The organism is Vibrio sp. 070316B, from assembly GCF_013114115.1.
GTDB classification, from domain to species: Bacteria; Pseudomonadota; Gammaproteobacteria; order Enterobacterales; family Vibrionaceae; genus Vibrio; species Vibrio chagasii_B.
Map to the genome: position 1 here is coordinate 20,376 of NZ_VTYC01000040.1, position 25,031 is coordinate 45,406.

At 43.9% G+C, this 25,031-nt stretch carries 22 protein-coding genes; 6 read left to right on the plus strand and 16 right to left on the minus strand.

The genetic code is table 11. From position 1 onward, the window contains the following. The first annotated feature begins 24 nt into the window (after positions 1-24). The 6 genes from trbB to traI all read left to right on the plus strand — a co-directional run bounded on the left by trbB (position 25) and on the right by traI (position 14,152). A complete protein-coding gene (gene trbB, locus F0251_RS21695; RefSeq protein WP_102353114.1) occupies positions 25-441 on the plus strand; it encodes a type-F conjugative transfer system pilin assembly thiol-disulfide isomerase TrbB in 417 nt (138 codons plus the stop codon). Then, entirely contained in the window at positions 438-1,844 is a 1,407-nt protein-coding gene (locus F0251_RS21700) for a conjugal transfer protein TraH (protein ID WP_102353115.1), read from the plus strand. The genes trbB and F0251_RS21700 overlap by 4 nt, the downstream gene beginning before the upstream one ends. A 1-nt stretch (position 1,845) precedes the next feature. Then, a complete protein-coding gene (gene traG, locus F0251_RS21705) occupies positions 1,846-4,653 on the plus strand; it encodes a conjugal transfer mating-pair stabilization protein TraG (protein ID WP_171731784.1) in 2,808 nt (935 codons plus the stop codon). Between the two features lie 84 nt (positions 4,654-4,737). After that, the gene (locus F0251_RS21710) at positions 4,738-5,292 is read left to right on the plus strand and encodes a hypothetical protein (protein ID WP_102353075.1); all 555 of its coding nucleotides are present in this window, start codon (positions 4,738-4,740) and stop codon (positions 5,290-5,292) included. Positions 5,293-5,978: 686 nt separating this feature from the next. Next, positions 5,979-8,060: a type IV conjugative transfer system coupling protein TraD gene (traD, locus tag F0251_RS21715; RefSeq protein WP_102353077.1), complete on the plus strand. Its 2,082-nt coding sequence runs from the start codon at positions 5,979-5,981 to the stop codon at positions 8,058-8,060. 317 nt (positions 8,061-8,377) lie between these two features. Next, positions 8,378-14,152: a conjugative transfer relaxase/helicase TraI gene (gene traI / locus F0251_RS21720; protein WP_171731785.1), complete on the plus strand. Its 5,775-nt coding sequence runs from the start codon at positions 8,378-8,380 to the stop codon at positions 14,150-14,152. A gap of 25 nt (positions 14,153-14,177) precedes the next feature. On the opposite strand, the gene F0251_RS21725 is transcribed toward traI, so the two are convergent. The 16 genes from F0251_RS21725 to F0251_RS21800 all read right to left on the minus strand — a co-directional run bounded on the left by F0251_RS21725 (position 14,178) and on the right by F0251_RS21800 (position 24,999). Continuing rightward, the gene (locus F0251_RS21725; protein WP_102353116.1) at positions 14,178-14,537 is read right to left on the minus strand and encodes a hypothetical protein; all 360 of its coding nucleotides are present in this window, start codon (positions 14,535-14,537) and stop codon (positions 14,178-14,180) included. Positions 14,538-15,103: 566 nt separating this feature from the next. Then, entirely contained in the window at positions 15,104-15,547 is a 444-nt protein-coding gene (locus tag F0251_RS21730) for a lytic transglycosylase domain-containing protein (protein ID WP_171731786.1), read from the minus strand. Between the two features lie 91 nt (positions 15,548-15,638). Then, the gene (locus F0251_RS21735; protein ID WP_171731787.1) at positions 15,639-16,142 is read right to left on the minus strand and encodes a DnaJ family molecular chaperone; all 504 of its coding nucleotides are present in this window, start codon (positions 16,140-16,142) and stop codon (positions 15,639-15,641) included. Between the two features lie 36 nt (positions 16,143-16,178). Further along, entirely contained in the window at positions 16,179-16,640 is a 462-nt protein-coding gene (locus F0251_RS21740; protein WP_171731788.1) for a hypothetical protein, read from the minus strand. An 83-nt stretch (positions 16,641-16,723) separates the two neighbouring features. Further along, a complete protein-coding gene (locus F0251_RS21745; protein WP_171731789.1) occupies positions 16,724-17,092 on the minus strand; it encodes a hypothetical protein in 369 nt (122 codons plus the stop codon). A gap of 550 nt (positions 17,093-17,642) precedes the next feature. Continuing rightward, positions 17,643-18,029: a hypothetical protein gene (locus F0251_RS21750; protein ID WP_171731790.1), complete on the minus strand. Its 387-nt coding sequence runs from the start codon at positions 18,027-18,029 to the stop codon at positions 17,643-17,645. 691 nt (positions 18,030-18,720) lie between these two features. Next, positions 18,721-18,981: a hypothetical protein gene (locus tag F0251_RS21755; RefSeq protein WP_171731791.1), complete on the minus strand. Its 261-nt coding sequence runs from the start codon at positions 18,979-18,981 to the stop codon at positions 18,721-18,723. Positions 18,982-19,030: 49 nt separating this feature from the next. Further along, the gene (locus F0251_RS21760; protein ID WP_171731792.1) at positions 19,031-19,306 is read right to left on the minus strand and encodes a hypothetical protein; all 276 of its coding nucleotides are present in this window, start codon (positions 19,304-19,306) and stop codon (positions 19,031-19,033) included. A gap of 50 nt (positions 19,307-19,356) precedes the next feature. Continuing rightward, on the minus strand, positions 19,357-20,421 hold the full coding sequence (locus F0251_RS21765; RefSeq protein WP_171731793.1) for a hypothetical protein: 1,065 nt from the start codon (positions 20,419-20,421) through the stop codon (positions 19,357-19,359). Between the two features lie 132 nt (positions 20,422-20,553). Then, a complete protein-coding gene (locus tag F0251_RS21770; RefSeq protein ID WP_171731794.1) occupies positions 20,554-22,107 on the minus strand; it encodes a DNA sulfur modification protein DndB in 1,554 nt (517 codons plus the stop codon). 98 nt (positions 22,108-22,205) lie between these two features. After that, complete coding sequence (locus F0251_RS21775) at positions 22,206-22,373, minus strand: hypothetical protein (RefSeq protein WP_171731795.1); 168 nt, start codon at positions 22,371-22,373, stop codon at positions 22,206-22,208. Between the two features lie 56 nt (positions 22,374-22,429). After that, complete coding sequence (locus F0251_RS21780; protein ID WP_171731796.1) at positions 22,430-22,942, minus strand: hypothetical protein; 513 nt, start codon at positions 22,940-22,942, stop codon at positions 22,430-22,432. Between the two features lie 93 nt (positions 22,943-23,035). Next, positions 23,036-23,290, minus strand: coding sequence for a hypothetical protein (locus F0251_RS21785; RefSeq protein ID WP_171731797.1), 255 nt, complete (start codon positions 23,288-23,290; stop codon positions 23,036-23,038). Between the two features lie 112 nt (positions 23,291-23,402). Continuing rightward, on the minus strand, positions 23,403-23,660 hold the full coding sequence (locus tag F0251_RS21790) for a hypothetical protein (RefSeq protein WP_171731798.1): 258 nt from the start codon (positions 23,658-23,660) through the stop codon (positions 23,403-23,405). 503 nt (positions 23,661-24,163) lie between these two features. After that, positions 24,164-24,538, minus strand: a complete 375-nt coding sequence (locus tag F0251_RS21795; protein ID WP_171731799.1) for a hypothetical protein — start codon at positions 24,536-24,538, stop codon at positions 24,164-24,166. Next, on the minus strand, positions 24,535-24,999 hold the full coding sequence (locus F0251_RS21800) for a hypothetical protein (protein WP_152471430.1): 465 nt from the start codon (positions 24,997-24,999) through the stop codon (positions 24,535-24,537). Before F0251_RS21800 ends, F0251_RS21795 begins: the two co-directional genes overlap by 4 nt. Positions 25,000-25,031 lie beyond the last annotated feature (32 nt).

Here is a 25,031-nt window from a genome sequence, read left to right on the forward strand (position 1 = left end):
TGCCACGACTCAGAGAGACACTCTATGTTAATCCGAACCCTATTATTATGCCTCTTTGCCCTGTCACCACTATCAGCGGCTCAGGCCTCCCCGAACGACGACTATGCGATGGTGTTTTTCTTTCGAAGTGATTGCCCTTACTGTCACCGCTTCGCGCCTAAGCTGAAACACGTTACTGAGCTTCAGCAATTACAAACATACGCGTTTTCACTCGATGGTCAATCGATCCCACATTACCCCGTACCTATTCCAGCTACGCCGGAGATAAGTCAAATGTTTTTTGATAATCCTCGGAGTATCACTGTGCCTGCGACATTTTTCATCAATGTGAACTCTCAAAAGTTTGTGCGTCTGTCGATTGGGGATGTATCAGCTGATGTATTGAACCAAAGTATCACGCGCATTTTAAGCGATCCTAAGACACTGGAGGCGTTGCAATGAATCATACGAAACGACGACCTATATGGCGTCCATTCGTCCTCGCCCTGGGGCTGAGTGGTATTATGATAAGCAGCGTGAAGGCGGGCGGTGTTAATTCCTCTTTGGATGGGTTTTTTAATGATTTAGGTTATAACACGAATGTTACTCACCCGAATGCTTATAAGGGACAAGCTGCGAGCTACTATAACGGCGGTTCACTTTCCGTACGCTCCCCCATCAAGAGTGCACAGCTTGTAAGTGTTAATTTGCCTGATGTCTCTATGGGTTGCGGCGGCATCGACGCCTTTATGGGGGGGTTCTCACACATTAGTTCTGATGGTCTGGTTCAATTTGGCAAAGCAGTGGTGCAAAATGCTCCACCTTTTGCAGTCGACTTGGCTCTCCAAGTTTGGGCGCCACAAATCAAACAAATTCGTGACAACTTACAAAATATTGCTGATAAATTCCTCAATCAATCCATTAACTCATGTGAGGCTGCGCAAGCGGCCGTCAGTGGTTTAGCTGCATCATTTGGGGGAGCGGATGCAAAAAAGCACGTCTGTAAAACTTTGGGAACCAAACAAAATGTATTTGACGATTGGGTTGCTGCGCAAACCGAATGTGGCGTTGGTGGTCAAGCCAAAGCACAATTGAACAACGCGCGCGCTGATGGGGCATCTGGTCTCGACGACATTACAAAAACTAGCCACAACATTGTATGGTCAGCCGCCGTGAAAAACGATTGGTTAGCGCGTGATAAATCATTGGCTGAGTTTTTGATGAGTTTATCGGGTACGTATGTTTACGACGCTAACGGGATTCCGAAGTATTATGCGTCACTCTTAGCAGATAATAATAATTTAGTGCAAGCGCTACTCAAAGGTGGAAAGGTTGAGTATTACAAGTGTGATAACCAAGGCCCAAAAGCTTGCCTGTCACCGGTTAAAAAAGAACTCACGTTAGCTCAAGACAAAGGGCTGGAATCGCGTATTCGTAAAACCCTAGAAGCGCTTTACATGAGCGTGGCCAGTGACACCAAATTGACAGATAGTCAAAAAAGCTTTTTGGAATACACAGAAACACCCGTATTGGCGGTATTTGTCGGAGCTGTGAGAGGCAATCAGTACCCCAACTTTGCGGCCTATTCGCGCATCATTGCGATTGAGTTACTGACTCGCTATCTCAACAATATGTTGACAGTAGTGACCACGTCACTCAATCAAACTCAAGTCGATAGCAAAGATATTGACCTTATTATGACCGACGTCGACCGAGCTCGTCGTTTTACCGATGGTTTAACCGAAAAAGCTAAACGACTGATTTTAACACAAGAACAACTGAATCAGGCGTACAAAGAAACAGATCAAGGTTCCATGAGTAAGGTCAATAAGCAACTTCTACAGAACCTGTCTTTTGGAGGGTAACGTGACACTCGAATATTACACTTACACTCAAGGCGCGGCGATACAAAAAGCACTCAATGCAATTGCAATGTTTTTTGCCAGCCAATCATTCGCGTCAATGACGTCTATCAGTCTTATGATTGGAGCCGCACTTACCTACGCGAACTTTGTGGCCTCGCGTAACCCAAAGCACATTTACATTTGGGCTCTTGTATTTACGTTGGTACCTTCGATGCTGATCAAGCAAACCGTGAACATGCAGATTATCGATAGAACGGAGCCTACCGCGGGTTATTCGGTGGCAAATGTGCCTTATTTGGTAGCTCTTCCAACGTGGTTTTTCTCAACTTTAATGGTCGGTAGCGCAGATACAATAGAGTCTATTTTCACGACAGTCGATGATGAACGTTATGGTCGTACAGGGATGATGTTTGGCTCAGAGCTCTATCAATTATCGCGTCAAGCCGACTTAAAAGACGTTGAGCTAAGAAGGCTATGGGATGACTTTTTCAAAAACTGCATCATCGGGGACATTCAAATCAACAAAAAATACTCCTGGCAATCTCTCTTGAACGCGCCGGATATTTTCACATTTCTGGATGGGCAGAATATGAGTCCACTACGAGGGGTGATTTTAAATAATATCAGCCAGTCCTTTAAAACCTGTGAAGAAGTCTACCCCGACTTAAAGCGCAGATTCCTTGGTTCAGCAGCTGAAGAGCTTGATTTGATTGCGACTTACCTTCATGGCAGTAAGGCTAATATTTATAGAGCCCATATAGAAAATGCTATGTCAGACAGCTATCAAAAATACATTGGGATCAGTAACAACGCCGTCAATGTACTTCAGCAAAATATGACAATGAATGCGATGCGACATAGCATTGATAACCTCGATCCATCCGCATCGGCTATGAACTACGCGTACACCTCGAACAAGATGCAGCAAACCTCAATGTGGGCAACCTTAGGGATGCAGGCCCGAGAGTTCATCCCCATGATGCATACCATGCTCTTTACTTTGTTTAGTTGTTTAGGGTTTATGATCGCAGCGGTAGCCCTGATACCCGCGTTCACCAAAATGGTGCTGACTAACTACATCAAGACGTTTGCTTACTTGGCAGTATGGCCGAGCTTATTTGCGATACTCAATGCGATCATGACCTGGACGCTCGAATCCCATTCTACGGCAACGGCTAACCCGATGAATGGGCTGTCACTTTCTAATGGTAATGCATTGGATGAGTTACACATGCGTTACGGATATATGGCGGGTTTTTTAATGATGTCGATCCCTGTCTTAGCCGGAAAAATCCTGCAAGGTGGGGTCGCCGCCGCTCAGGCTATGAACTATCAATTAGCAAGCATGATTAATAGCACCAACGCTCGCGTTTCAGCAGCCTCCTCCACCGGAAACTTGGACTTTGGTAATTTACAAATGCAAAACCACAGCTTTAATAATACTTCAGCTAATAAGTTTGACGACAATCTATTAATGAGAACTGGAATGAGTACCGCGCAGCAAGCGGATGGCACTAGCGTCACACGCTTTCAGAATGATGGTGGTCGTAAGACGTACAACGCACAAGAGGCTGAATCCAAGCCGTTGTGGCAAGCGCAAGCCTCATCCATGCTGCAAAACAGTATCAATGACCAATACACAGACGCGAAAACAGCTCAAACGCAACACATGAACAGCTTCAATGACAGCTTTTCGAAAGGCTTTTCGCAAAGTGATCGTTGGAATGACAACTGGAGTCGAAATCGCAGTTATGGGGATGGTCAGTCAATATCAACTGAAGGCCAGATAAGTCAGTCGCATGCCAAAATGGAATCTGCGATTCAAAGTGTATCGGAGACGACTGGCTGGACACACGATCAAGCAAGGGCTTACATGACAGCGATTAGTGGTGGCATCGAAGTGGGTACACCAAAAGGCGCTGAGTTACTTTTTGGTATGAGTGCTAAAGCGGGAGTCAATTGGAGTCAAGATGAGCGAGAATCGTTCAGTAAAATGAGTGCTGAGCAGAAACAGTCACTTTCTCAAGCGACCGCACAATACAGTGAAGGAGCCACAGAAATGCAGCGCGCGGGCCGCACACTGGATGCGAAAGAAAACCGTAATGAAGTTGAGCAATACGCGCACGACTTTGCGTTGAACTTCCAACGCACCCAACAAACGGCGGCTGCGGTAAATGCGTCCAATGCCGAAGTCGACAGCCTCAGTCATATACAATCAAGACTGACAAACGACACGGTGAACTTCAGTGCCAGCACCATCACCGGCTTCCAGCAATACTTAGAGGGCACAATGCTAGGAGATGACAAAGAAGTGTCCCGCCTGATGAATGCCTACAAGCCGGAGGACATTCAAGATGTAAGGCGAGCTTTTAATGATTACATCAACAGTGATGACTTTCAAAAGCACTATGGCGTGGACACATCCAAAGCCTCATTGGAGGCGCTCAAAGGTAAATATGAGCCGCAGGATTTAGGTGGGACGCCGACCTTAACGCCAGAGCAGAACCATTTCATAGGTTCAGGAGCAGTCAACGCGCGCTCTCAGACCGATGAAATCGCTGCGGACATGTTTCAGCTCAATGAGAGTGGAGAACTGTTTGTTGCTCGCAACTACAATAACGTGAAAGGCAATGCTTTGTTGGTCGCCGGTCACATGCAGAATCAGGTTGAGCCGACTTTACCGTCTCCGTCGGTTGAAAATGGTTCAGTAAAAATAGACGTCGAGCAAGAGGTTGAACCGATCAAACCGACGCGGGTGGGCAGTCCGACTAATACGAGTTACCCATTAAATCAACCGCCTCAAAAATAGTGTTTAAAAACACAGCGCTGTATATTTAAACACGTAGTAAACTGTGTTAATATGTTAGGTGTATATTAAAGGTGGGAATGAAATATGAAGTGGATAACTATGGCATTACTGAGCCTCTTAGTATCTTTGCCAGCAATGGCACAGTCTTGGAACAAAAGCTCCGAATTAAAGGCGTTAGTGAGCAAATTGAATGCGAAGTACGAATCAAATGAGTTATCTGATTATCAAATCGAGAAAATGGGTCGTGTTGATAATCTTTCTTACTTCATTCGACACCTTGATAAACCTGGTACGCCGGAGCACGCGCAGCTCAAGGCGTTTTTGTGGGGGATGCAGTCGGCACATATTGGCAGTATCAACCAACAAATTCAGACCAACGTGGTTCCATGGTTTTGCCCACCTGGAGGAAGCTTGAAAACGGTCAGTCACAATGCAAAAAATCCAACTGAGTTTATAGAGAGTGTCATTTGGTATGGCTTAGAGCGAGACTTGCAATATAACCCAAATCGCTTTGATGTATATAATGGTGCTGCTTCATTTGGTGGTGTGAGTGGGCTTATAGTCTACGGCCTTCAAACTAAATACCCTTGTTATGACCAAGTACCGCAAGCGCATCGTTTAGTTGGTTTTAACTACTGAGCAAAAATCGGCTCTCCATATTAAGGCACGCAATTAGCGTGTCTTTTTAATGGGGCTAACAATGAGAATACCCTTCCCCTACTACTGGTAAGCAAGCTAGGCTATAGACTAAACGCCTAACTTTTTGCTTACGTTTGGAAAAGCTTATGCAAGAAGCCTTTGTTAAAGAAGACGAACTTTTTATCGCGTCAGGCCCATCTTCTGTTGATGACTTTTTAAAGACAGCCATATCAAAACGCAAATACATCCATTGCACATACCCTCTCATCGGAAGGCTAGAACTTTCCACTACAGTCGTGAGAGAACTAAACAAGCAAGACATTCAATGGATTCAGTTTCCTAATACTGGGCGACTTTACCCCCCTAACTTTAGTATTGCTTAATAAATTATGGTTTGCCTTAGCTGCTATATGCTTGCATGTAGAGGTAAAGTAAACCCGACAAACAAAGTTTGTCATCCTTTGAATCCACCTTTCAAATCTTATCGACATTAGACATAAGCCTAGCGAGCTGTTCACCTAAAACCTTTTAGATTGAACTATGCACTATCAGACTCCTGGTAACCCCTGTCGTTCGCAGATTACTCCCAGAGAAAACCATATCGTTAGTGCGAAGCTTCTTATAAGTCCCGTTGAATGTGTCATTTATCCGTTGCCTCAATGTAAACTCTTGAATTAGGAGCACAGATGCGAACCCGAAAAAAAAGTAACCATTTTACCCGTGGTGGCCAAGTCACCTTTCATTCAATACGAATGTTTTTTCAAGTTAATAATGCCCTGATTAAGTATATTGGGTGGGGTATGCTTATCTCAACTGTGGGATTGACACTCTTGCAAGCCCCACCAAATGCGCTTTGGGGTGAGTTCTATTACTGGCGAAACTTTTTTTACGCGAAGCTAGATAAGCCCCTGGATAGTATGATTAGCACCATTTGGGAGGGAGAGCGCTATCAATCTACTCTAGCCTCTCAACTTGAGAACCCCGTGCTGCTCGATATCCACGAACGACTATGGCACAACTTTCAAATTTACTATTTGCTCTCAATGGCCATTGGCTTTTTCATCTTTTATCTCTTGCAACGATTTTTTAAAGTTCAAGGGGAAAAACAGAGTGAAGATTTCCATGTTCGTGGTTTTCGTTTAGTTGCCCCTGACGTACTTACCAAGGCACAAATCAAGCGCGCGAAAGTGACCCGTAAGCGGGGCTATGGCGATGGTTCAATTTCACAATTTAAGATTGATGGCCACGCCCTGCTTAAGCAGTCATTTGAGGTACAGCACTTACTCATAGACGGCACCACAGGTGCGGGCAAATCGGTTATGATCCGCAAATTGTTGCGTTGGATACGCGAACGCGGGGATAAAGCCATCATCTACGACAAAGGGTGTGTGTTTACCAGTAAATTTTACCGCCCAGATACGGACGTGATCTTAAACCCGTTTGATGCGCGTTGCGCCAACTGGAACGTTTGGTGCGACGCCAAAGACGCGCCCGATTTTGAAAACATGGCGGCGGCCCTCATTCCTCAACATGGTGATGGTGATCCGTTTTGGGTGGACTCAGCGCGTACCATTTTCTCTTCCACTGCGTTTCGTATGAGCCAGGACAACAAGCCCGCGACCACTGCTCGATTGCTGAGCTTGATTCTAACCAGTGAGCTGGAAACGCTTGGTAACTTCTTGGAAGGGACAGAAGCCGCCGCTCTAGCTTCAAAGGACATCAAGAAAACGGCTATTTCCATTAAGTCAGTGTTGGCCACCTACATGAAAAGTATGCGATTTCTGGATGGGCTGGATGATAAGGATCGTGAAGCCGCCCTGCAGAAGCCTTTTTCCATTACTGATTGGGTGCAAGACGATGAGCAAAGTGGCTTTTTGTTCCTATCGAGCAACGCCCAACAGCACGCTTCACTGAGACCACTTATCTCGATGTGGTTGGCGATTGCCTCAAACGCCATACTCGGACTTGAACCCAATGAAAAACGACGCATTTGGGTATTAATGGACGAGATGCCGAGTCTTCATAAACTCCCTGAGCTGGGTTCCATTATTGCCGAAGTTCGAAAATTCGGGGGGTGCTATTTGATTGGTATCCAATCGTACGCGCAGTTGGTAAAGACCTACGGCAAGAACGCCGCCGATGAGATGTTTGATTTGTTGAACACGCGCTTTTTCTTTCGCGCCCCCTCAGCACAAATGGCACAGATCTCTTCTAAGGATTTGGGTGAGCAAGAAGTCGATATTTCCAAGGAAAACGTCTCTTACGGTGCAAACACGTTGCGCGATGGCGTCTCTCTGGGCCATCAAACGGTCACAAGACCTGTGGTATCCCCGAGTGAGATACAAGCCCTGGACGATTTGCAATGTTACTTACGCACACCAGGCGTTGACCTCATCACCAAACTGGACTTGGAGTTCGATGTTATGAAAGACATTTGTCCGTCATTCAACAAAAGAAGCGTGACATTGTCACAGAAAATGCAAGAAGCCTACGCACAAGCGACCTATTATGAGAGCGTCGCGCCTAGTATTCACCTCTCAAAAGAAGAGCAGCAACCGTTGCTGGATATACAACAAGCTAAGTTTGATTCCAAAGAAGAAATGTTGAATGAAGCTAGCCAAATGAGAGAAGCGATGCAAAGTGACACCGTGCAAGAGATGGTCGAGTCAAAGGATCGAGACAATCATGAGTACCAAGAGCAAGCTCAACGTGTCATTGAAGAGCAAGCCATCTCTCCCGAAGTTGACATTGGAGGCATTGCAGATTAATGACTCAACTCAATTTTGAGGTTTCATAACAAAGTACGTTGCCAGGTGTAAACCACCTTAAATCATTTCAAACGGATGCCTCTTTATGGCGCCACACACCGTGGTTTCATATTACTGCTCTCATAGCTGCATGTTGATAGAGTTCCATTAGGAACAGTAAATTTAGTTATAGTGCATTAAGACTAATTTTAATTAGTCTTTCAAAACCCACATCGCCGAACGACTCAAATACAACCTTAATCAATAAAAACTACTAACGACCAAATACCGCTCAATCTTATTGCCTGCGGTATTTGGCATTCCTTAAGGAAAATCTCATGCTTTCAATCAGCGCACTCAAGTCCGCCTCTGGCGCAACAAAATACTACCTTGGCGAAGAAAACCCTAAAGACCTTCCTGACGTCACCCTTGAGAAAGGAGAAGGAGATAATTATTACCTAAAAGAAACAGACCAGCCTGAAACCACTTTTTGGCATGGAAAATTGGCAGAAGAAGTCAATTTAGCGGGAAAGCCGGTAGAAAAAGAGATCTTAGAGTCTGTCCTTTCTGGCCATCTTGGCCAAGAAACGATTAAAGGCAAGAGGGCGAATCATAAGTCGGGGGTCGACCTGACTTTTTCAGCACCAAAGTCCATTAGCCTCTTGGCTTTGGCGGGCGGTGATACTCAATTGATTGACGCTCACAACGCAGCAGTAAAGTTTGCGCTCACAGAGATAGAAAAAGACGTTGCTCAAGTGAAAGTTACCCATGAAAAAGGCGTCCAAGAGTACGAAAACACGGACGCTATGATGTTTGCAGTGATCCGGCATAAAACCAGCCGTGAAAATGATATGCAGCTCCACTCTCACGCCCTCGCCGCCAATATGACGCGTGATCAAGCAGGAGAATTACGCGCGTTATCAACGTGCCTCAAGCAAAAAGGAGGGGTGATTAACGGATCGGGTGAACGCATCTATAATTTTCAAAAATATTACACCTCACTGTACCAAAGCCACCTTGCAAAAAGTGCTGAAAACCTCGGCTTCAGCATGCGTGGGGTCGGAAATGGCCAGTTTGAAGTTGCTGGCGTACCAGAATCCCTTATTGATGAGTTTTCCACGAGAAAAAAGCAGATCGACCAAAAAGCATTGGATTTCGGTAATACTCAAACAGCAAGGGATACGGCCGCACTCGATACACGCAAAGCCAAAACCTATCACAGCCATGAAACACTCAACCACAAATGGCAAACCAAGATCCAAGAGCACGGGCATGACCCTGCTCAGTTAGTTTCTCTGGCAAAGCGTGCTTCGACTGAACGTGTCGGCCCATCAACACAAGAAGCTAAGGCAGCAATCCATCGCGCCGTTGAACATTTGGGACAATATAAAACCACCTTGCACATTGAAAAAATCATCGAGATCGCGGCCGCTGATTTCACTTTAGGTACAACGCAATTGAATGCTCTAGATTTAAAGCAAGCCTCCGATGAGCTTATCAAAAGCGGCCAGTTAATTGCGCTCCAAGAGAAAGGTCAATACACATCAAAAGCCCTACTCGATAATGAGCGCGCACTCATGGATGCCACACTAGGCCGTGCGCACCACATGAGAACCCACGTGAATCCGAGTGTACTCAATCAACTCAAGGCTTCTCACAAGCAACAACAAATTCTTACCGACGTGTACCAGTCAACCAAACAATTTCACATCGTGAACGTTCACGGCGACTCAAAACCGATGGCCCAGCACTTACTGAATCTCGGCAACCATAGTCACAAAAGGGTTCACTTGGTTTCACCCAACGCCAGGGAGAAACAAAACAGCATGGAAAACATTCAACGAAAAAGCCACACTTTAAGTGCCTGGGTCAGCCAACTGTTCAGCTCGGAGCATCGTCATACCACGCACAGCTTGTTGAACGGTGACTTACCCCTAACCAACAAAGACGTATTGCTCATCGATGAAGCAAATAAACTGAGTGCCAATGAATTGCTGGCACTCACCGAAAAGGCTAAGCAATCGAACAGCAAAGTGGTGATGCTCAATCGCGTCACGAACCGACAAGGCTTTAAAGCGCACAATGCCATCGAGCTATACCGTAAGGGCCATGTTGAGAGTCACACCTGGATAAATGGGAAAAGCCAAGACAGCCAAGTGAATCTTCACGACAATGATACGCAACGACTGGCTCGCGTGTATGCTGACCTGACAGACAAGGATCAGACTCAAGTATTAGCCACCTCTGGCGTTGAACAACGGCGTCTGACCGAAGCGATAAGGACGCAGCTAAAAAACACCCACGCCCTTTCTCGCATCGAGACCACCCTCTTCACTCAAGTTCCTCACTTTCTCTCTAAAGCGCAACAACCACTCGTTCAACATTACAAGCCAGGCATGATACTCACCCAATGGGATAACAAGCAGCCCCAGCGCTTTGTCATCGCCAGCATCGATAAAGAGAGCAATACCATGACCGCACTTCGCCAAAAAGATGGGCAGAGCACTCACTTTGATCCATCCACCTCTGAGTTTAAAAATAGAAACATGCAACTGACTAAGCCTGAGAGTTTGAATATTGCAGTGGGTGAACGCATCAAAGCCGCTAGCCATCATAAAGCCGCCGGCCTAACCGCACACCAAAGCTATCGTGTCAAAGCACTCGATAAAGATACCATCACATTAGACCATCAGGGCCAAACAAAAACCCTCCCCCTCACAGCCCTCAAGGATGCCAACCTGAACTACGACTACGTCCATACGGCCAGTCATATCCAATTAAAATCGCATACTTTGCTATCAGCCAAAGCGTTCACTTTGTCAAAACCACTGCTCACAGAGCTGACAGAAAAGAGCGGGCGCATCGATATCTTTACCGACAATATGGAGAAAGCGCATCATGCTCTCGGTAAAACCCAGGTCACTCCGTCAGCTATCGAACGCGTCATGACACCAAACCCGGTCAACGACCGCTATTTAAATGGTCGTACTGCAAACGAACTCAAGCAGGACGTCAACGCGGCACTATCCGCCCTCTCTCGGGACCAAAGCACTCCCCTCATAGAAAAGGCCGTAAGCTTTGCGCTTAACCATCTATCAGAGCGAGAAGCCGCCTTTAGTCAAAAAGCGCTGGTGATCGAGGCCGTGCGTTACGCATTTGAAGAAGCCGGCACATCGGTCAGTAAATCCCATATTGAGGCGGAGTTGGCCAAACGCAGCGATACCTTATCCGCGCACTATAGCGACGGCACGAGATGGACAACCCAGACCGCGCTAGACACAGAAAAACACATCCTAGCGAATATTGATCAAGGTAAGCATCAGCATACGCCTTTTGCATCAGCAAAACAGGTGGCGCAGTACCTTGCTGAAAAGCCCAGACACACAGAGGGACAAAAAAGCAGCGTCACGCTCATTTCGACCACAAAAGACAGTTTTGTGGCCATTCAAGGTTTAGCCGGCACGGGTAAATCCACCATGCTCGAATCCAATATTGAACTTATTCAATCAGTGAAAGCTGTTAACCAGGAGAAAGCGCAAACAGTCATTGGCCTAGCACCAACCCACGCGGCCGTCTCAGAGCTAGAAAGTAAGGGCGTCAAAGCGCAGACCTTAGAAAGTTTATTAACTGAACTACGCCAGGGAAACCGTCAACCGAGTGATTACCAGGGCAACCTCTTCTTCTTAGATGAAAGCTCGATGGTCAGCAATAAGCAGGCCAAAGAGTTCACCGATCTCATTCTGGCCAGTCAATCCAAAGCCGTTCTTTTAGGGGACAAAGAACAGTTGCTGTCACTCAGTGCCGGTAAGCCATTTGAACTAGCGATGAGTCAAGGCCGAATCGATAGCGCTGATATGACCGACATTGTTCGTCAGCAAAACGACACGCTACTCAACGCGGCGCAAAACACCATTGATAAGCAACCACACAGTGCGCTTGACAAGCTCCAGAAACAAGCCCCCGACACTCAAGGAAAAACCCAACACGTTATTTCAACACTCGATGAACATGCCCAAGATAAACGCCAAGCGCAGTTGGAAGCGACAGCCAAACTTTCTTACGTTGTGGCCAAAGATTACTTAGAGCGTACGCCAGAGACGCGCGACAATACCCTTATCATCGCCTACACCAACATTGAACGTGATGAGATTACTGAGCACATTCGCGACGGCCTCATCAAAAACAGGGAGTTGGGTAAAGAAAACATCATGGCGACACGCCTTCGCTCAGTGGGCGCGACGGGTGAGGAACTATCCACCATGATGCCTTATCAAAAAGGCTTAGTATTAAGTACAAAGCCAGGGGAATACGCGACCATTACCGGTGTTGACTCAGAGCATGGCATCGTGACACTTCAGCGTCATAAAACGGGCAAAACTGCGACTTTCTTACCTAGAAACCGTGACCACACGTTTACGACTCTGTTTTCCGTGGCTGAAAAGCCACTCTCAACCGGTGATAAGATCGTAACGCGCTTCACCGATAAGACACGTGACATCAAAGCGAACGTCGAATACCACATCACCCAAGCAACCTCCGAAGTCATCCAGGCACAATCACCGACGGGCCAATCCCTGACTATCGACCCTTCGACCCTACAAGATGGGCATTGGGATTACGCCTATAGCCGCACGGCTGATATGGCCCAGGGGTCAACATATCCACACGTCATCACCGCAATTAAGAGTAAAGGGAGTTTAACCAACCTTAGACGTGCCGGTATCGATGTTACCCGTGCGAGTCAGCACATACGTCTCTATACCGATAACACGGAGCACCTGGTCAAAACCTGGTTATCCAAAGAAAGCCATAAATCGAGCGCGTTGGAAACCATCGAGCAGACTCCTCCCAAAAATACCGTGTATTTTAACCGCAATGCACTGCCACATGAGGACACACGCTTTCAAAATGCCAGTGGTGACTTTGATTATCAAAAATTCAAAAACCATATTAATGAGACCCTTCCTAAATATACCGAGAGCCTAGCTAAAGTATTATTAGGGACACCGAACATGAGTAAGTCGGATAGAGATTATCTGACCTTCGGAATAGGTCAATCGGCCATAAAAGTAAGTTTGACGGGCTCCCACCGTGGTTATTTCAAAGATTACACGACGGGAGAAAAAGGCTCACTCGTTAACCTCATAATGAGTCACAAAGATATTGGATATAAGGAAGCGATGAACATAGCAAACAGTATGATCAATGAGCCTGATAAACATCAATTATCAACAAACCCTAATCACGAGAAATTGATAAACACCACGCCAAGACATATCGCAAAATTTGAAGAAAGGGCCAAGGATTATATAAAACAGAGTCAACCCATTAACGATTCTTTAGCGCAATCTTATCTGAACAAGTTGGGCATAAATAACATTGAGAATGAGCATGTTAAATATCACCCCTCGGTGTACTCTTCTGAAGACAAAGCCCTCCACCCTGCCATGCTAACAAATATCCACGACAAGAATGGAGAAACGAAGGCCGTTGAAATCACATACCTGGACTTGAACGGGAATAAAGATAACACCCTCGATATTAACCCAAGAGTATTGGGGACAAAATCGAAACAGTTTACGAAATTCCACGAAGGTGAACATTTACACGCAACAATAATTAGCACATCTATTGAGCAATCATATTTAATTAGAGAAGAGACTCAAAGCAAAGTCGACATTATTAATGTCAACCATAAGAATGACATTCAAAATCTATCCACCGACGAATTACGGCAGAATGTAATTATTGTCTTGAGTCAAGGCAATCAAGACTTGAACCCGAACAACATTGAAAAAATCATGGAGAACTTTAATGGAAGAGACATTACTTTTATTGCAGAAGAAGATCTGCATCGCGATATTGAATCGTGTATAAAGCAACTGGATAGAGCTTCTAGCATCTCGAAAGAAGAAATTCCTGATGATATAAAACATGAACAGTCGGAACGACTAGATAGCTTTGAATTAAATGAAAGAAAAGAGAAAGACAGTCAATCATTAGATTATTTCGATGACAGAAACATAAGTCAACAAAAGGAATCTATCGCACTAGAAAAATATAGAGACACCGATTATGAAGACAGAGAAATAGATAGAGAACTGGAACGATAATCAGAATAGAAAGGGTAGCCCATGGCTACCCTTTTTTTTCACCTGAAAGAAATTCGTCCACTTTATTATTCACATCAGCATTAACTAAATTTCTCATTTCACCCGCTTCATCTTTTTTACTATAAAAAGCGGCCCCATCAAAACTTTGGGAATGAGTCAAATTCCCCGTCCCTTGTATCTGCCTAATACGACGGTACATCTCTTCCATCAACTCGCGGTTCGACGGTCGCGTATCTTCACTATCGTTCAGTTTGATACGCAATGCAAAGGTGAGTAAATCACGCACAGCATCGGCATCATTCATTTGGGTACGTTTCTGAAACTCCGCAAAGTCCTTCTCTAAATCACCTTTAATCGCAGCTTGTAATACTCGACTTCTTGCCATTTTAGATTTTTTCCTTAGATTTAAAATCAATATAAAAGTAATGTGAATCAAATACATTTCAATATCATTATAATCATAAAAACCTCTGAGAGCCACGAAATTAAAGGTCTAAATTGAAATCAAATACACTTACAATTAAATCTCAATACCCTTTCTCCCAACCATTGCCCGAATTGGGCTAAATTGAAATCAAATACAATTACCGTAAATCTCATTACGATTAAATATGCTAATTAGTAAAGATTTTAAAAATTTTTAATACTGCATTCTACCGAGCGCAATTTAATGTAAGCTACTGTTTTTAAAGGACTAAATTCATTTCAGACAACCATTTAAATCGAATTTCGATTTAGCGTAGGGTGTGGTGACTTTCAAAAGCCTCCGACTTCTCGGACGCTTTCTATCGGGCAAAAGAATCTAATCAGTGGGATCTGGAGAGAAGCGAAAGACAAGAGCCGACCAGGTGGCGATTGAATCGGTTAATATCGTGAGTTAAAAAAGGAAAGAAAGGAAGGGTGGATAAGGCATGATAGTCAAGACCCTGCACCATTATGGTGCAGGGTCTTTTATTTAAGATTTAGCTCATAATAAACTGATTGGACTTTTTGGATGTATATTTTTCTAGCGTTCTCGGTGCGTTCATGAAATCCCGCATTATACGCACCGACACTATTCCAATTATATCCATGACTGGCAAAGTTCGAACTTAACACCCAAGCACCCAAATAAACATTAAAGCATGGTTCATAAATGTTCGTTTCGTTTATATTAAAATCGGATAACTTATCAAACCAATGAGAATTAATTTGCATCAAACCAAAATCACGACTAACAACGTGACCGGATTTATTTTTATTTTCATTGTACGCGTTAGGGTTTAGGCTACTTTCTACAGTAGCAATCGACTTTAAGAGCCTGGGTTCGACATTGTAATACCGCCCTGCTTCATCAAAGCAAAACGCCTTACTGAAGCATGGGAATAATAAACTTAGGTAAAATAAAGATCTCATATTGGAAACCTCTTTAGTTAAAAAATATATTTTAAATATTAAATAATGTATTTCAAGAAAAAGCCATGAATAATATTCATGGCTTCAATAATTACGCTGCTATTCTTTTCTTGTTACCACGCTTCACTATCTTGGAACCGTGCGATTCTCTAATATCATCAAGTGACTTGCTTGAGCCTCTTCTTTTTGCCGTCCCTGTTTTAAAATACCAAGCGGTTTTGTTTTTCGAGTAAAAGAACTTACTATCTTTCAACTTTTCTTTGTGTCGCTTTGTTTCTCCTGTAACCCAAATCCACGTACCACAAATTTCTATATTTAGACCATCCAAGTTTTTAATCTGGTCAATTGCTCTTTTCAGAATTTCACTCAAGTTTTCGCTTTGGCCGTCGGCTTCGCCAGTAAATGTAACTTGGTCAAACTTTCTTAGTGATTCCCAAGCTTGATTTAATAATTGGCTGAAGTGAACATCACCGCCCTCTTTGTCTGGGTGATATTGGTTGATAAGCTTGCGAAATACTTTTTTAACTTCATCTCTAGAATAGGTTTCGTTTTCTTTGTTCAGTTTAAGAATTGATAGTGCATCGTTGATATTCATTTTCGTTCCTTGGTAGCGGCGGCATTGCCTAAGTTATTAGTGGATATTTTTCTTGTTTCGGATGCTAAGTTTTATCTGGCTTGGTGTCTTAACAGGAAGACTTGATATATTGTAATTGATCGCAGTGGCGATAAAACCATCTTTCGTTGATTGAAACAAAATCGAAGGTGTCAGAGACTTGTATTTAAAAGTAAGGCATACACCGTGAAAATTAGCATCTTGAATAAGTTCAATATTGCCAAATTCAACAGGTGAAGCGTTTATAATTTCACTCTTGATTGATAGGATTTGCTGATAAGTCCAACGACGATTTTTATTAACGATGGCTTTCGTATTTGAAAGAAAGCCCGATGCCTTGATAGATTGAATTTCGTTTTCTAATGAACCCGAAAGTACATCACTTTGATAATCAGAGAGCAAGCCAGATAGAGTTTTATACTCTTGATTAACTGGGGCAATAAAAGGTAGCTCTCTCTTATAGAATTTTGGTTGAATCATTTTTTGTCTCCAAAGTAGCGGCGGTATTGCCTAAACGATTTTTAAAGTTACAACTAAGTGCTAGTAATATTTGATTGAAGAATCTAATTAAAATCCCAACGATTGCACAGCCACCAACCATCCAATTCGTGGTCACTTCCCCAATAGTCAATTCGCTCTAGTCGATCAAAAAGGGCTTCGGTTTCATGGTTAAGCAATGCATCGCCTGTAAATTTAGATGGGGTCGCAGATACACGACCTTTGACTTTATAAAGGTAATCTGTCAATCCATCGTGCAAAGACTCGCCCATTGTGCAGAAAGCATCATGGCGCAATTCACAAGCTTGATCGAGTGAAAGACCTAGTTGGAGCAGAAGAGGGATGGCGGGCAAACTTTGGTGGTCAGCTGCGAGCCAATTCGCTTGCTCTAACCATTCGGACATATCAAAGTTCTCTAGCTTGTACACTGGCATAATCCATCCCTCTAGTTACGGGTAAACAAACAAGTAGGCGTTTCTAATTGGCTCGATACTGTGTTACAGTCTTAAGGAAGGGGAGCAAGTCCCCTTGTCTTAAAAGTGCCTAACAAGCGTAATGATTGCGGTTGTTAGGAGGATAACGGTTAGTGGTATTTGGATTGCGAGTCTAATATTGTCTAACCGTTTATTCCTTATTTCGAGAATGAGCTTTTCATTCTCCTTTTCGAGTTTTTGCCTTTTTGTAAGTTTCATCCCCTTATCTCTTCTTTAAAAACTATATACATTTTAATGATTTAAGCTTAAAAAGTCAATAAGGAAATACACAAATAAGGGGTTTCGACCCGAAGGGATAAGCGAAGCGATACAGCAGAATCAAAGCGCAATAGAACAGTAAAGCTACTGCACACCAGACGAACTCTGAGCGCGTAAAGGGGTGTTGCCTGACATATCGCATATGCCAGGCTTAGAATGCGTGAGAGTGGCTCACAGCGCCCCCAGGAGCCCGACCGCACCTTGCCAAGCCCTGCGAACCTGTAAGCGTGTACTAGATCATACGTTCGCAATACTTAGCTAAAGTATTGGCTTCATGTTGAGTTTTACAATCGTGCAAGCACTCGATCCCGCCATCGATGCAGTGACCGAAAACAGACCAACATTTAACTGGCGTACCTTCTTCAAGATTGCTTTCCAAAAAGGGCTCCAAAGTGATGTCTCCGCCCTGATTTTGGTGTTCAATGCAAAACATTACCTCGATACCATCGTAATCCGTCCAAATAGGCTCAAGCTCTTTTGGCATGCAATTCCAACCGTTGGCCAAGATATCGTGGATCAACACATTATCATTTTTAGGGGAGCCTTCGGGGTCTAGCGTCGAAACGCTAGTCGCTGTTAAGTCATTAGAGACAGTTTGCTTGTCATGCGATGGAAACATAGTGGGTTCTCCTTTGTTGTCTGAATATCACTTTCTTTTTCGCCTGACTTCTTTTTCTCAGATTAGTGGTTCTCTTTTGCAATGGCGCGTAGCGGCTTCGCTTTACATTGCAAAAGAGGTTCCGTTCTGAGATATCTAGAAGTCAGAGCAGAAATGGGAAGTGGTATGAGCAAAGGAGACAAGCCACGGTTTCAGCGCATAAAGCATTACTGTCTCTTATGGCGTAGCAGTGAGAGCTCTTGCGTTAAGGATTGTTGGCCTGGAACTTAGAGCCACAGCAAGCTTGCTTGCTATCAGTGGCTCAAGTTAGCGGTCAGAGGAGCGTAGCGACGGAAAGCCTGGCCGCGAAGCGGCAACGCCCTGCTCAATAAAGTATTTCAAAAAAAAGAGATGAATAAGTAACACAACCTGACACTTAATCTGCTGAAGAATGATCCGCCCCACTCCCCGACTCAACTTGATTAACTTTCCCCAATGTAATCCAACGAAAACGATGAAAAGCCTTAAATCGCTTTTGAACATTTTTTAATGAAGAGAATGCATGAAGTGTTACTTCTGAATATCCAGGCCCACAAAATGCAGCTCATTTTGTTTGAGCCTTTGTATCTCAAGAATGAAGTTTTGAATTGATATGATGTCTTAAGTGTGGAGAAAGTAGAGCGACGTTTACACGCCGCCCACTTTGAGAAAGTTATAGGCTAGGTTCTGGTTGGTAGTCTTTAATGCAAATGTGTTTTAAAGGGTTGCCAATGTAAGCACATGAAAAATCTTGTAGCTGGCTTACGATATGCTCAGCATCGATGTTGATGTATACGGCCAGTTCGTCAGCATACATATGTAATGACACTAGTGTTTCTTTGTTTGCTATCATACTCATGCAGTCGTTCAAAAACGCGCGATCAATCTTAAGAGATTGAGATAGGAATTGTGCCAGGTCTATTGTCGGTTTCATGGATTTCCTTCCTGAATAGTCTTTTCAGTGTATAAATGAACAAGGCAGTTCACGGTGCAAGTTCAAAGCTGACCTCAAAAAGTCGAGTATCATAGCGGCAGCACTTAACCTCTATTTGGTTGTACCTTCGATATCGATTCACCAACTCTTCATGCAGGTTTATTGCTGAAGACTCATCTGTCATTCTCACGAAAGCGTAACCATCATTCGCATAGACATACACAATGCAGTCTAGGTACTTTAAATAGTTCGGCTCGTTTAGAGCGAGCCACTTATGACCACACCCATAAACAACCTTCTGAAACTGTCGGTTATTGATACTCATGAACATTCTCCTTGTTCGATAGAGTAGCGGGCCAGCAGCCCGCTAAGGTGTTAAGCGGCTATGTCTTTTAGTACGGGTAAAACTTCACGTACAAAAGCATTTTGGGCGTTCAATGTATGCTTACGAACCCAGGCATAGTTTCTGTGTCGAGAGCACTTAAACGCATTACTTTTTAAAATGCTCCGCACCTCTTCACTAGGCTTAGTGGTGAAGTGAATTGCAATCTTGTTGTCCTCGGTCAATTCGTATTCAATGCCGTTGTCCAGGGAGTCATTGAGTTGATTTGATTCGCGCCCTTCTTCAAGCTTCTTCTGCTCTTTTATGCGTTGTTCCGTTCGCTTGATCTCTTGAGAGCGGTTGGTCAATGAATAACTAGGAAACGCAACAACTTTTGAGGTAATGCGACAAGGTTTAAGCAAAGTGATCGCTGTGTCTTCATAGAGGCCGAACGACGTCTGAAGATCTTTAATCAGTTTGTCGATGTCATTTTGAGTCGCACCGGCTTTTAACTGGCCCTTGGGATACACTTTGCGCACCATCTTGTTAATGGCTATCCACATTTCTTTTTCTTTGACCAACTGTTCAAGCTTGGCTTCCAATTGCTGAAGAGCGCTAGCGGAGTCACTTTTGATCACAGTGCCATCACCTTCTGGAAGGAGCATTTTTACCGCTCGTTTATACAGCTGCTTTTCTCTCTCTGCGATGGCGTCATATTTGTTCATAGCGGAAGCAAGACGCTTTCTGTTGCGCTCGACGGGAAAATTTGCAGGGCCAGTAATGGCCGATGACATACAAACGGATTCAGCATGTATGTAGTTGATAAAGAGTTGAGCGACTTCTTTTTGAAAGTGTTTATGGATCTCTTCTAAATATTGTTCACAAACCTTCACAATGCCGTTCGCTTTGGCGGTAGTAATGGCCTGGTTCAATTGGACTTTGAAACCTTCACAACGCTGTGCGTAATCGACAACAACAAGAACGCCCTTGCGTTCAGGGCTGAATGAAGTCGCATGAAATGCGCGTTCAGCTGTCGACAAGTCGATAGCTGAAACGTACTGGTTGTGCTCAGGGTGTTTTTGTAGATGTTCAGCAAGTAGTTTTTGGCTGTAGTTCATGTGGAAATCTCCAAAGTAGCGGCGGTATTGCCTTGATTTCGAAATTAATTTTACTCCCGACCAACTATAAAGTCAATACGAGAATTTAAATTAAATCAAAAAAGGGGCCATCAAACCTGGCCCCTTTGGGTACTATGCTGCTACACATTCACCATGAAATTTTTTCAGCTGGCTTCTTAGCGAATTGATGCGGTTCAACGCTCGCCAATCACTCTCAATGTTGTCATTCGAATCTGGAACTAAACACTGTTTAATGTTCTTCAAAAACTCGATGGATGCTTGGCCATCCTCTTCGGCAAACTCCCCAACCACTTTATAGATTTTTGCGGCGGCGTCTTCTATCTGCTCTTCCGTCACTGTGTCACTCCATTTATTTCCAACAATGGTTGCGATTACCGTTGCGTCTTCGTTAGTGAAGTCTTGGCCCATCTGACCTAACACAACCTCTTCAACTGCTTGCTCTTCAGCTTGAGGTTCTGGCTGTTGAACAACTTTCGGTTGCTCGAACTCACCGAAATATTGCTTTTCTAATTGCGCTTGCTCTGTATCGAGAGGGCAGCCAACGGCCAGTTGGAGCTTATTCGCTGTCAGCATTACGCCTGTGCTATCAGGTTTCATCTTTCCGCTGACTTGATCGAATGCCCTGTCTTTAAAGTCATCACTCCAGCGAGACACATCCAAATCATCCAACTTAGACAAATCTACTTTGTCGAAAGAAATGAAGTTAGTGAGGATATTTTTTGCTGCCAGTGCTAGCGCCTTAAGAAAAACCGCGTACGTGTTTAAATGAGTTTCGCGATGGTCCCTTGCATCATTCAATCCAAAGTTCAATGCACTCCATCCAGTATGACGGCTGAATGTCATCCAAAACTCTTTAGCAATTTCTTTCTGTTCCGTAGTTAGCTCTTCTTTAGCTTGTTTGTTAGTTAAGCCCAGGAAGCTTTGAGTCGCATCTCGAATAGTCTTCAGTGAGAAGTAATTAAGGTTTGATCCGGTGATAGCATTGCGCTCAAAATCGACCATATCTTTAAAACACGTGAGATCCGTGGCCAGCTCAACAGCAAATTTACTCATTGGATCTCGGTGGTCATAAGCAATCGAAATAGCCGCAGGCGGCTTGGCCAAGTTGTTGTTGATATCACTAAATCCAATTTGGCGGTCAGTTAATGACAAATCAGTGTAAGCCATAAAAGGCACCTGGATTGTGCTCAAATCAAGGTCTTTCAATTCCGGATCAGTCGCAATTTTTTTAATCGCGTATGCTGAGCCAGAAGAGCGGTGTTGGCCATCAAACAATTTAATGGTGCTATCCATTGAAACTACTAACACGCCTTGAGACAGCATATTAACATCATCGGTACGTTTGACATTGAGCACCTCATAAACATCAAAAAACGTCGCCGGCTTACTATTGACAGGGGTATCGATCAAACCCACTACACTCGGGAAGATATAAAAGCGATTTTTCTTCACATTATCAATCAGATAGTCGCCAAATTTTTCAGCTCTTTTATTGTTAACGGCACGCTGTGAGCGATCTAGAGTCGACCCCTTATCGTCCAGGTTTAGCATTTTGACCAGCACCTTTAGCGGCACATTGATCTGGAAGTATTGAGTGTGTTGAAGGCCGCGAGTCGCAGGGAAGCGGTAGCTGAACGGTTCGTTAAGTAGCATTTTTTCCAACATGATGAATCTCCAAAGTAGCGGCGGTATTGCCTTGATTTCGTTGTTAATTTTAATCCCTACCGCCTAAAAAGTCAATAGGGAAATTTAATAGATTTAGCTTAATCTGCAAGGGTGACGTCTAAAACCTTAAACCACTCATCCTCAATATTTTCAATCGTTTTGGATCTGAGTGACGCACTAATGGCTCTAACGTGAAGCGTTAATGTTTCGCCGTCTTCAGTTTCTACCAACACCTCTGCGCAATATACTTTTGATTTATTTGTCATCGCTGACTCTCCAATTTTGCATGCAAAATTATGGGCCGCTCGCACGGCCCTCAACCTTAGTACATCTTTTGCCACTCGATAAAATCAGAATCACCCCACTGCGCTGATTGATACTCAGGACTATTTTCAATCAGAATGTCTTTCATAATGCGACGTAACTCTTGAAAGTGCGCCCAACATTTGCGGCTTTCGCAAGAGACCACACCATCCTCAGCACAATGATAGATAAGGTAATCAATTGCTTTCACGGTAGCCGCAATTTGCTTGTAATCCGCTTTTGGGCGGTGGTTCGTTGGAGCAACTGAAGGGTCACGACGCTTGTACGATTCAAAGGCTTCAATCTCTTCGTGAGGATAACGAAGGCGATAAGCGCGATGATTGGCCACATGAAACAAGCGGATCAAGTTAAGTACACCATCACTTGGAGAGCCAAAAAATGGGTCAGGATCTAAAGAAGCCAAAAAACCTTTAAGCGTGTCGGCATTATGCAACTTGCCAGAGAAAGCAATGGAAGAAAGAGAAGATTTAAGGTGAGCCAGGAAGTCATCACCAACATAAAAACATGACATATTAAAGTCTCCAAAGTAGCGGCGGTATTGCCTTGATTTCTTGAGCTATTTTAAGCTTTTACGCTTAAAAGGTCAATAGGGAAAATTAATAAACTAACAATCAAAATAGAGTTTATCGATATCCTTGTATGGTTGATAACAGTCTAAGATTTCACCCAAAACAACAAACCGAGTGACTTCGTCCTCCTGGCGACACTCACCGCCGTTCTGGGAGGTGAACAGCTTCAGAGCTTCAATGGCCTCCTGGTAACTATAAGAGCTCTCTCTGAGCGCTTCAGCGAAGCCAATCAAGCCTTTAACCTTGCTCGCTTCCAGGACAAGGTTTTCAAAACTCACATTCAGTTTCATCTAGTTACCCATTTGCCAGGCGAAAAAACCAATAGTAGCAACAAGAGACACAATCGAAACGATAACAGTGATCTCAACGATGTTCCTTTCAAAGCTCTCAAGTAATTTCATTTTACGATTCCTTTTTGGCTGAAGGTGTACCAATAGAGTTTACACAATGATCATACTCAAGCTTAAACTTTAAATACAGTTCGTAAGCTTGTGAATATTGTTCCTCTGTGATGTCTTTACGGCCTTTAAGTACCCAAAGAAAGTCTTCAGAGAGCGACAGTGCGGCCCCTTCAGGCTTGCACTCTTCAGCGCTAGCGTTAGAAGTACAAACAAGCAGTGAAGCCAGGACAAGCCATTTAACAGAATGTAGTTTAATCATGCTTTTCTCCTTTTTTGAAAGTATGAGTATTGTACTTGTCCACACTTAAAAAGTCAATAAGGAAAAACAATAACTAAATAATGTCGACCCGAAGGGATAAGCGAAGCGAGACAGCAGAGCCAAAGCACAAAAGAACAGTAAAGCTACTGCACACCAAAGGGATGCTAAGCGTGTGAAAATGTGTTGCCCAACCTAACCCATATGCCAGGCCGCGACTGCGTGAGAATGAAGCACAGCGCCCCCAGGAGCCCGACCGCACCTTGCTAAGCCGAGCGAAGCGACCTACGGACTGTCATCACTAGATGAACATTCAGTGGAACTGATAAACCAATGACGACTCACTAAGATTCACATAAAGAATTGCGTTAAGGATTGTTGGCCTGGAACTTAGAGCCACAGCAAGCTTGCTTGCTATTAGTGGCTCAAGTTAGCGGTCAGAGGAGCGTAGCGACGGAAAGCCTGGCCGCGAAGCGGCAACGCCCAACTAAAAAGAAAGGATCATTTTATCGACCAAAGATACTCAAACCTTTGTCAGTAATACGCCAATAGATTTTTGAAGAGTTACGGCCAAAATTATTACCATATACAACCTCACCATCTTTGTTAAGCACTCTTCTTTCTACGAATCCAGCTTCTAACAAAGCATAAAGTGCCTTATGTGAATTACTCAGACTTGGAACATCGAGAAGATTACTTTTGAGAGAATTGGCTTCAAAGAACACCTTCCCTTCATCATCACGATCTCTTTCGACCTTGCCTTTATCCAGGTCTTGGTCACAAAGATTCATTAACGTAAGAAATTGAAAACATAAAGAAACTCTGGTTAATTGAGAAAGTTCTTGAAGGTTTTTGGTATAAGTTTCAAAGTTCACACTCATGATTCACTCTCTTGCTTCATCTTTTTAATATCACACACCGCATCGACACAAACTTTAAGCCACAAAAAGCCCAATTCACCTTCCAGGTTCAGCGGTAGAACTTTAGACAACTCGTCATAATTCGGCTCATCACCACCACGTTCACGAACGAACAGGGCAATCATAGCGAACCACTCAGACTGTTTAGTTGGTGTCCACTCTAATTCCATCAAGCAAAGGTAAGCAGACTTGGCCAACCACTGCGGTAAATGTTTATATTTTTCTGGTTGATAAACACGTTGTCTTAACCAGTCAGCGCTCATAGACTCTTTTTCAGTCAGTTCATGCTTCTTGGCCATATCAAAAAGCAAAGCTGCACTTCTGTCTCGATCTTCTCTAGATTTTTCAGCGGCATTCAAAAACGCCACAACAAGGGTTCTGTACTCGTCTTTTAGACGTTCATTGTAATTATCAATTTTCATTTGTTTGTCCATTCGTCGAAAACGCACCTGTT